Raw genomic sequence first — 6,510 nt, 5'->3', positions numbered from 1 at the left:
GGTCACATGGCTCAAATCTCAGTGGAAATTACGCGCCTACCCGGCTCAGTTCCGGGTGGAAATCAACAGCGCCTCCTCGGGCAGCCCAACGATGGCCGCCGTGCCGTCGCCCCAGGTGGTTTCCCCGGTGGCCTGGTCGGTCTCCCAGGTGAACATCCGCGCGGCCTGCGTGGCCCGGCGCAGCCGCTCCTCCGCGCGCTTGCGCGCGGTGATGTCCACGAACGCCGCCACCGCACCCCGCACATGGCCCGCCTCGTCGAGAAGCGCCGTTGCGTTGCCCAGAACGTCGACGGCCGAGCCGTCGTCGAACACGATCCGCTCCTCGAACTCGTGGAGCGTCTCACCGCGCGCGGCGCGCTGCACGGGCAGGTCCTCGGTGGCGATCTCCCGGCCCTCGGCATCCAGCACCCGAAAATGCGCGACCGGCGCCGGGTCGGGCGCGCCCTTCGACATGTTGGGGATGACCGTCGGCAGCCGCAGCAGCTCGGCCGCCACCTTGTTGCCGGTGATGACGGCGCAGCTCGGGTCCTGGGCCACCCAGATGGCGGCCGGCACCGCGTCGAGCACCGTGCGCAGCTCATTGGCACGCGCCCACGCCACGGCCTCGCTCGCCCGCAGCGCGGCTTCCGCCTGGGCGCGCTCCACGGCCGACCAGGTGCGCTCGGCCACCGTCTCGGCCAGGCGCACCTCGGCCTCGGCCCACTGCCGCGGCGCAGGATCGTTGACGCTCAGGAGCGCCACGAGCCGGCCCTCCTTGACGAGCGGCACGTCGAGGACGCCGCGCCCGCCGTTCGCCTCCACCTCCGGCCGCTCGGCCGCCTGCCGCACCCGCGCGTCGGCCCAAAGGTCGGCGGAGACGAAGGTGTCGCCCGTGCGGTAGAGCCCCACGAGGGCGCCCAGCTCGGCCAGCCGGTACTCGCCGGCCGCGTCCCCCATGCCTCGGGCCGTGAAGCTGCGCGCCACCCGGATCACGCCCGCGTCCTCATCCACCTCGGCGTAGGTGACGCGGCCGGCGCCGAGCTCGCGCCCGAGGAGTTCGGCCGCCGCGGCCTTGATCTGCTCGGGCTCGCCCAAGGGGCGCAACACGTCCTCGAGCGCGAGGAGGGCGGATTGGCGCCTCTCGCTCGCCCGCAAGGCCGTCTCGACCTCCTTGCGCTCGGTGATGTCCCGCCAGAAGACGGCGAGCCCTTCCTCCACCGGAAAGGCCCGCATGTCGAGCCAGCGCGCCGTGCCATCCTCCCAGACGTAGCGGTGCTCCAGGCTCACCGGCACCCGCTCGGCCATGGCGCGCTTGTAGAGCCGCCCGATCTCGCTGTCCTCCGAGCCCGGATAGACCTCCCAATGGCTGCGCCCGACGATCTCCTCCAGCGGGCGCGGCTCCAGCGCCAGGGCCGCTCGGTTGAAGGTCAGGATGCGGAAGTCGCGGTCGAGGATGCCGAAGGCCTCGCCCATGCCGTCGAGCACGCCGCGCAGCCGGGCCTCCTGCTCGCGCAAGGCGTCCTCCGCCCGGGCCCCCTCCCTGGCCGCCCGCACCCGCTCGGTCGTCTCGAACGCGGTGCAGAAGATGCCGGCCACCGCGCCCTCCTCGCCGCGCACCGGCTGCAGGCTGAAGTCGAACCAGACCTCCTCGAGCCCCTGGCCGCGGTCCACGGGAAAGCAGGCGTCGCGCATCGTCACCGTCTCGCCGGCGAGCGCCCGCGCATGGAAGGGGGCCACCGCCTCGCGCGACTCGGGCCACACGTCGAAGTTGGCGCGGCCGAGCGGGTCGACCTTGCCGACAGCGATTGGCAAGTAGGCGTCGTTGTAGGCTGCGATGACGAGATCGGGGCCCCAGTAGACCAGGCTGGGAAAGCCCGCGGAGAGCGCGGCCTCGGCCGCAAAGCGCAGCTCGGGCGGCCAGCCCTCGCGCGGGCCCAGCGGCGTCGCCACCCAGTCGAGCGCCTCGAAGCGTTCGCGCGCCGACGGCTCGGGCCGCGCAGGGACGTGCGCTGAGGAGTTGGCCAGGTTCACGCCACCCTCCTGATCCCGGCCGCGGCCATCTCGCGGTACACGGTGGCGCGCCCGAGCCCCACTTGATGGGCGGCCTCGGTGGGCGAGAGGCCCGCTTCCACGAGCTTCAAGGCCGCGTCCACCTTGGCCCGGCTCACCGGCTGGCGTCCCGGGCGCTTGCCCTTGGCGCGCGCGGCCGCAATGCCGTCCTTCGTGCGCTCGGCAATCAGCCGGCGCTCGAAGTGCGCGATGGCGCCAAAGACGTGGAACACGAGCTCTCCGGCGGCCGAGCCCGTGTCGATCCGCTCCTCCAAGCTCAAAAGGCTGACGCCCCGGCCCTTGATCTCCTCGACGATCGCGAGGAGCTCGTTCAGCGACCGCCCGAGCCGGTCGAGGCGCACCACGGCGAGCGTGTCTCCGGGCCGGGCGTAGTCGAGGAGCGCCTCGAGCCCGGCCCGGTCGAGGCCCTTGCCCGACCGCACGTCCTCGAAGATACGGACGGCGCCGGCCGCCTCGAGGCGGAGGCGCTGGCCCGACAGGTCCTGATCGCCCGTGCTCACCCGCGCATAGCCCAGCACCGCGCCCATGGCTCGCCTTCCCCCTGCACCCCGGGCCTCGCCGCCCAGTGACCGGCCCGCCGTCCCGCAACCGAGTGTTCGGGGGACACGCACCGCCGAGCGCCCCGAGCAGGCTCCCAGCCGTCCACCAACCCCGTCCCACGACCCGCAGCCGTCCACGATCAGCCCTGGCCTTTGGTGGACGCAAAGCGAACAGCCGGCAAGCAGTTTCCGCTGGGGGAGGCACCTCGCCGCTAAAGCGGACCGCGCCCTTGACGCCGGTTCGCCTCGCCTAGGTTTCTCCTGGCGAGCCGTGCGCTCCGCGACCCGGCCAAAGCCGCCTTAGCTCCGTGGCAGAGCCACAGGTCAGGGGATGAGCCGACGCCGCCGGAAGGCCCCCGCCTGGGAGGGACGGGGGCCTTCTGCGTGAGAAGACTCCGCATGCACGCTCAAACCTCGCAGATAGCGGCAGGCGTAGGCCAGGAAGGCGAAGCAGCGCACAGGACTTGACCGCTTGCTAGACTTAAGCGGATCAGAGGCCCAGGCTGTGCGTATATTGCGCGTAAGCACGATCGTGAGAGACTTTTGGTAACGCAGCGGGAATACAAAGCTATGACCATCCCGAAGAACACCATCTGCCTGTGGTACGACCGCGACGCGGAGGAGGCCGCCACCTTCTACGCTCAGACCTTCCCCAACAGCTCGGTCCGCGCCGTCCACCGCGCGCCCGCCGACTACCCGTTGGGCAAGGCGGGCGACGTGCTCACCGTCCAGTTCACCGTGCTGGGCGTGCCCTGCCTCGGCCTCAACGGCGGCCCGGCCTTCCGCCAGACCGAAGCCTTCTCCTTCCAGGTCGCCACCGACGACCAGGAGGAGACCGACCGCTACTGGGACGCCATCGTCGGCAACGGAGGACAGGAGAGCGCCTGCGGCTGGTGCAAGGACCGCTGGGGCCTCTCCTGGCAGATCACGCCCCGCACGCTGACCGAGGCGCTGGCCGCGGGCGGCGAGGAGGCGCGGCGCACCTTCGAGGCCATGATGACGATGGGCCGGATCGACGTGGCCAGGATCGAGGCGGCGCGGCGGGGGTGAGGGCTGCGCGTCGAATACGCCCACCCTTGGTCAGCCTGGACCCGCGCTCCCAGCCTACGTGGTCAAGCGAGAAGGGAGCTCAGGCTCACGGGCCTACCCGTACCCTCGCCGCCGCTTGTGCCTAGCCATGCGCTCCAGCTCGGCTCGGGCTGCCTCTGGAGCTTCGTACCAGTCCGTCCGCTTCTGTCCTTGCGCCCCAATCCGGCCCCAATGGCGCACTACGCCCCATTCGCCCCAGAGGCTTTGGGCGAGCGCGAGCCCGTAGAAGCGGCGCATGTTGCAGGATGCGTCCACCCGAGTGAGGAGCACGGGAGCGGGACCATCGCCCGAGGCGACTTGCGCGGGAGCCTCGACGGTTCGAGGAGGGGCCGGCGCCGCTCTCACCTCCTTTGCCGCAGCAATCCAGTCGAGCTGGTCGAGCTGCTCGGACTCGCGACTGGTGTGCTTTGTCCGGCTCATACGTCCTCTCCGGCCATGAGAGCTTTTTTAGCTCGTCTCGTCAGTTCACCAAAGGCTCGTCGCGATGTGGACGGCGCGCCTCCGTGAGAAGTAATCTAGGGGTTGTGAACGGTCACGTGGTGGGTGCCGTTGGCGAAGTTTCGGGAGCTACCACCTTGATGACCGGTCGGAGATCAAACATCGTGTCCGCAACTCTCCATGCATCCTTGGGACCATTGTGACCGCGGGAGGGAGCACCGGACAGGATTGCTGGCGCCCTAGTGCCACAGGCCTGACGGTCGGAAATGGCACGAAAGATGATGGCTAGTTGCAATGCAGGAGACGGCGCAGGTCCTGCTATTACTCGAGGCGCTGGGACTCGGTCTGCTCATAGGCATCGAGCGCGAGAGGAGCACGGCTGAAGGGGGTGCTCCTGCTTCGGCCGGCGTTCGGACCTTCGCGCTTGCCTCGTTGGCTGGTGCGCTGAGCGAGCTCGTCGGGGGATGGCCTCTGCTTGCCGTTACGCTTGCCACCGTTGGAGGGCTACGCGCCGTCATGCATCTGTCGCAGCAGGATGGGCAAGCGGGCATGACTACCAGCCTCGCCCTTCTGGTCGTGGTAGTGCTTGGCGCCCTTTCCATCGAGTACACATTCCTGTCGGCCGTTGCGGGTGTCCTTGTCGCGGCACTCCTCGCAGCTCGAACCGTGCTTCGGGACTTCAGCCGCTCGGTGCTGACGGGTTTCGAGGTCCGCGACGGCCTGATCCTCGGCGTGTCTGCACTGGTGATCCTGCCCATTCTGCCGGATTTCGGCTACGGTCCGGGCGGCGCAGTCAATCCGAGGCACGTCTTCATCATCGTCGTCCTAGTGATGGCGATCGGAGTCACGAGCCACATCTGCGCGCGCGTCTTCGGCGCCAGGCTAGGGCTTCCGCTCAGCGGTCTCCTGTCCGGGTTCGTTTCGAGCACCGCGACCATTGTCGCCATGGCAAAGAAGGTCCGAGATCTGCCGGACGAGGTTTACCCAGCTGCGGCGGGGGCCACGCTGTCGTCAGTCTCCTCGCTCGTCCAGACAGGCGTGGTCTTGCTGCTGATGAGCCCACCGCTCCTGACCGCAGCGGCGCCTGTCTTGATCGTCTCGGCAGCGGTTGCCGTCCTCTACGGGGCCGCCTTCATGCTCGCCGGAGCTCGCCGTGGTGCCGAGTCCCAGGGGCTAGAGCTGCCTACCCGCATCTTCAGCGTCAGAGGAGCCCTCACCTTCGCCCTGACCGTTTCGGCGGTCATCCTCGTTTCCGCTTTGGTCAACGACCGTTTTGGAGGCCAAGCTGTCCTGATCTCGGCAGCCCTCGCGGGCTTGGTCAGCACAAGTTCAGCGGCCGCCGCGCTGGCATCTCTGGTTGCCGCGGGCCAGTTGCCTGTGGACGACGCCGTCGTGCCGCTGGCCGCCGCGATTAGCGTCAACACCGTGGTGCGGATTGTGCTGGCCCTGCGCGGTGGCGAGGCGCGCTTTGGCCGGATCGTTGCGCTCGGGCTTCTGCTGACGGGCGTCGCCGTTTGGGTAGGCTGGTGGTCCGCCGAGCTATTCGGTGCTTCCATGACCGTCTGATCTCGTCGCGGGTTCCTAACCCTCTGTGGCCCGGACCGGGACACGCCATGAATTGCAGTGCGGACACGGACCAGCGTCGGCCTCAGATGACCCGTCCGGGCGCGTGTACCAGTCCGCTCGCGCCACGGCACGTGCATCCGTGAGCCTCAGCCCGGGCCTCGCTCATCGTCGGCTGCGGCGCCGTTCTGAGGCTCCGGACGGGTCTCCGGACAACGCGGCGCCCCCCCAGGCAGGCGGTCTATCTTAAGAGCATGGCGATGGCCGGCCCCGTCGCAGATCTCTGTTATGGGTCTCCGGGCTCGACGGGGGACACAAAGCCCTCGGGCTTCACTGCCAGGACCGAGCAGGCAACGCGGGCCAAGACCGTCTCAGCGGTGTTGCCCATCAGGAAACCCGGAAGCCCTGTGCGGGCAACGGTGCCCATGACGATCGTGTCGATCCGCTCCGCCCTGGCGTGCGTGACGAGGGCCTGGGCGGGCCGGCCCCGGACGTGGAGGCCTCGGGTTCGTGGGGCATCGCTGGGGAAGGCCTTCAGAAGCTCGTCGAGCCGCGAGGCGCTCCGGTCCCGTTCTCGCGCGAGGATCGAGAGAATTTCTCCCTCCGGCAGGTGGATGCGTCCGTTACGGAGAGCCTGCTCCTCCGGTACATCCCAGACGCTGATCACGTCGAGCCGCGCCTCATCTTGGCGCGCGAGCGAGGTGGCCAGCTCCAACACCGTGCGGTTCAGCCGGTCATGGATGTCGTCGTCCGGCGTCGTGTCGGCTCCGTTGCAAAGCTCGCGAGTTTTGGTGATGAGGCGCCGAGCGTGGCGGTGACGGCGGGCCGATGA

Annotated in this window: 6 protein-coding genes; 2 read left to right on the top strand and 4 right to left on the bottom strand. The window is 69.4% G+C overall.

Translation table 11 applies throughout. The features are described 5' to 3' along the window. Window positions 1–45: 45 nt before the first annotated feature. Together FHG71_RS22435 and FHG71_RS22430 are read right to left on the bottom strand one after the other, a co-directional pair. Complete coding sequence (locus FHG71_RS22435; RefSeq protein WP_139083973.1) at window positions 46–2,010, bottom strand: PAS domain-containing protein; 1,965 nt, start codon at window positions 2,008–2,010, stop codon at window positions 46–48. After that, window positions 2,007–2,576 (bottom strand): recombinase family protein, encoded by a 570-nt coding sequence (locus tag FHG71_RS22430; RefSeq protein WP_139083972.1) that lies wholly within the window; start codon window positions 2,574–2,576, stop codon window positions 2,007–2,009. The genes FHG71_RS22435 and FHG71_RS22430 overlap by 4 nt, the downstream gene beginning before the upstream one ends. A gap of 582 nt (window positions 2,577–3,158) precedes the next feature. On the opposite strand from FHG71_RS22430, the gene FHG71_RS22425 reads away from it, so the two are divergent. Further along, on the top strand, window positions 3,159–3,638 hold the full coding sequence (locus FHG71_RS22425) for a VOC family protein (RefSeq protein WP_139083970.1): 480 nt from the start codon (window positions 3,159–3,161) through the stop codon (window positions 3,636–3,638). Window positions 3,639–3,731: 93 nt separating this feature from the next. On the opposite strand, the gene FHG71_RS22420 is transcribed toward FHG71_RS22425, so the two are convergent. After that, window positions 3,732–4,097, bottom strand: a complete 366-nt coding sequence (locus tag FHG71_RS22420; protein ID WP_139083968.1) for a WGR domain-containing protein — start codon at window positions 4,095–4,097, stop codon at window positions 3,732–3,734. 312 nt (window positions 4,098–4,409) lie between these two features. On the opposite strand from FHG71_RS22420, the gene FHG71_RS22415 reads away from it, so the two are divergent. Beyond that, window positions 4,410–5,681, top strand: coding sequence for an MgtC/SapB family protein (locus FHG71_RS22415; RefSeq protein WP_139083966.1), 1,272 nt, complete (start codon window positions 4,410–4,412; stop codon window positions 5,679–5,681). Between the two features lie 283 nt (window positions 5,682–5,964). Here the strand turns inward: FHG71_RS22415 and FHG71_RS22410 are convergent. Beyond that, the coding region (locus FHG71_RS22410) for a universal stress protein (RefSeq protein ID WP_139083964.1) at window positions 5,965–6,510 on the bottom strand (546 nt) is incomplete at its 5' end.

Source organism: Rubellimicrobium roseum, from assembly GCF_006152145.1.
GTDB classification, from domain to species: Bacteria; Pseudomonadota; Alphaproteobacteria; order Rhodobacterales; family Rhodobacteraceae; genus Rubellimicrobium; species Rubellimicrobium roseum.
Note: the sequence above shows the minus strand (reverse complement) of the source record. Positions and strands in the feature narration are given on the sequence as shown.